Origin of the sequence: Acinetobacter sp. YH18001, from assembly GCF_013416975.1 — a bacterium.
Classification (GTDB): Bacteria; Pseudomonadota; Gammaproteobacteria; order Pseudomonadales; family Moraxellaceae; genus Acinetobacter; species Acinetobacter pseudolwoffii.
The window spans coordinates 1-2,675 of sequence record NZ_VPEU01000102.1 but is presented as its reverse complement, the minus strand read 5'-3'; the positions used below and the strand labels follow the sequence as shown (position 1 = coordinate 2,675).

1 protein-coding gene and 2 pseudogenes are annotated in these 2,675 nt (G+C 42.8%); all 3 read left to right on the top strand.

What is annotated here, in order from left to right:
- Nucleotides 1-33 precede the first annotated feature (33 nt).
- Complete coding sequence (locus tag FTV48_RS14430) at nucleotides 34-1,227, top strand: phosphotransferase enzyme family protein (RefSeq protein ID WP_005093759.1); 1,194 nt, start codon at nucleotides 34-36, stop codon at nucleotides 1,225-1,227.
- A 51-nt stretch (nucleotides 1,228-1,278) separates the two neighbouring features.
- Nucleotides 1,279-2,601 (top strand): annotated as a pseudogene (locus FTV48_RS14425) (TonB-dependent siderophore receptor); the annotation flags it as partial.
- A pseudogene (locus tag FTV48_RS15080) lies at nucleotides 2,596-2,675 on the top strand (hypothetical protein); the annotation flags it as partial. The pseudogenes FTV48_RS14425 and FTV48_RS15080, both read left to right, overlap by 6 nt.

Sequence of the window (2,675 nt, the reverse complement as noted above, 5' to 3'; positions counted from 1 at the left end):
ACCACATGATGATCTGGCTCAGGGATATTGATAATGACCACAATGACTGATGATTTAGGTCATGGTATGGGCAATGCCTGGGAAAATAAAGACTGGGCACATATTTCTGATCCAGAATTACAAAGCCTGCAGCAGCAGTATTCCTGTTTACAAGGTCATATTCAGATTTTGTGGTGTAGTCCACGGCCATTTTCATCTGCAGTATTGGTTAAAGTAGAGCAGGATCTTGTGAGCAGGGATGAAATAGTCGCGCATCAGTATTTGATTAAGCGCAGCCATTGTTCCTTTCGTCGTGCCCGCGATATTTTACAGGAGCATGCCGTTCTTCAGCATTTAGCTAGCAAAGAAATTCCTGTTGCAGCATTGATTAGCTCAAATCAAGGTCTGACCGCTTTAGAGCTAGGTGACTGGACCTATGAAGTCTATGCAAAAGCAGCCGGCTTAGATCTGTATGCAGATCAGCAATCCTGGAAACCTTTTTTCTATGCTGAACATGCTGCGAAAGCGGGGCAATTACTGGCAAGCTTACATATGGCCATGCAGGATTTTCCTGAGCGGCAAGGCCGATCAGCATCTTATTTATTGTCCAATCAGCAGCTTTTAAACAGTGAAAATATCGTTACAGCCATTCAACGGCGCATTGTAAACAGTCCAGAATTAAGCCGTTACTGTGCCGACAAAAATTTAGATCCTTACTTTTTAGATCAAATCTTACAGGTTCACCAGCGTATTCAGCCTGTATTGCAACAGGCAAGCAGAATTTGGACCCATAACGATTTACACGCTTCTAATCTATTTTGGTCAGCACCGGATGCCAAAGCGGAGATTACTGCCGTAATTGATTTTGGTTTATCTGACCGAAATTCGGCACTTTATGATCTGGCTGTGACGATTGAACGTAATTTCATTGATTGGTTGGAATTAAAGCAGAACCCACATATTCCGATTGATGAAGCCGGTTTAACCGCTTTTCTCCATGCTTATTTTTCCGAGATACATCCACAAGAAGATTTTAGTATTTTGCCAGAACTGCTGAAAATCGTGCATCTGGATTTCGCTTTTTCAGAGCTGGAGTATTTTGTGGGCATTACCCACAACCTCAACCATGCAGATGCGGCTTATTACGACTGGATTATCGGTCATGTGGACTGGTTCTTTGGCGAACAAGGCCAACAATTTACCCAGACTTTAACCCGGCTCATTCAACACGAATTGCACTCTTCTTAGTTGCTCTCTAAACCCGGCATCATCACCCACTTCAAATACATAAGGTTTCGTATGAACAATCGTCAACTCAAACAGAATGTATTAACCCGATCTTTAAATATGATCATTCTGTCGCAGCTTTGTTTAGCCCCGCTGACTTATGCTGAAGACGATGTTCAACAGCTTGACACGATTGTCATTACAGCCGATCAAAGCACCCCTTACTCGAGTGCCAAAGTGAATGTCGAGGGATTTGCTACGGACAGTCTGCAAAAAATACCTGCATCGGTCTCTATCGTGACTGCCGATCTCATTGCTGAACAACATGCTCGCGTGCTGAGCGATGTGGTAAAAAATGATGCAGCCATCGGTGATGGCTATGCTGCAATTGGCTATTATCCAAACTTTGTCTCGCGTGGCTTTGAACTCGATTTGGCATCAAGCTACCTCATTAATGGCAATGTGATTCGTGGTGAACAAAACGTTGCACTTGAAAACAAAGAACGTGTGGAAATTTTAAAAGGCATTTCCGCGATTCAAAGTGGTATGTCGACCCCGGGTGGTGTGGTCAATTATGTCACCAAGCGACCCAAAGATATCCAGGCCCTGACATTCTCTGCCGATCAACACGGCCAGTTTTCAGTGGCAACTGATCTCGGTGGTTTTTTGGGTGATGAGCAGCAATTCGGATATCGCATCAATCTGGTGAATGAGCAGATTGAGTCTTATGTCGATCACGTGGATGGTGAGCGCTATTTAGCGGCATTGGCCTTAGACTGGAAAACATCTGAGCAATCTAAATTGGAATTTGATCTTGAAGCACAGCGTTCCGAACAAAAATCAGTGCCAGGCTATCAATTACTGGATGGCAAAGTCCCAGAAAATGTGAAATGGGATCGATTGCTTGGTTACCAGACTTGGGGTAAACCGGTCACGATCGATAGTCTGAATACTGGTTTAAAATATAGTTATGCCTTGAATGATGACTGGAACTTGGGACTTGTTGCAGCGCACAGTAAATCCAAGGTTGATGATTATTCAACATTTGCTTGGGGATGCTATGCCACGGTATGTGAATATAATGGCTTAGGCAACACCTTTGACGCTAATGGCAATTATGATATTTATGATTATCGCAACCCAGATGACACCTTTAAGACCAATCAATTTAAAGTCAAATTGGATGGGGTGATTGATACCAACTGGGCACAACATTATCTAAATTTTGATATTACGCAAACCAATAAATCTCGTGATCGATATCCTGGATTAAATAGAAACATATATACACATTTATACGAGAACCCAGAGGACATAGATATTGCAGGTAATATTTATGAGGATCCACTACAAGTAGAACAACAATTAGGTGATGTCGGTCCCTATTTTAAAGCGGGTAAAATTGCTGAAGGTTCAGTGATCGTATGTACCGTAACGGGTAACGGTCTGAAAGATCCAGACACTGCCAT

Bases quoted from the DNA above. Each gene is read 5' to 3' on its own strand.
- FTV48_RS14430 (WP_005093759.1), top strand. From the start codon at position 34: ATGACCACAATGACTGATGATTTAGGTCATGGTATGGGCAATGCCTGG.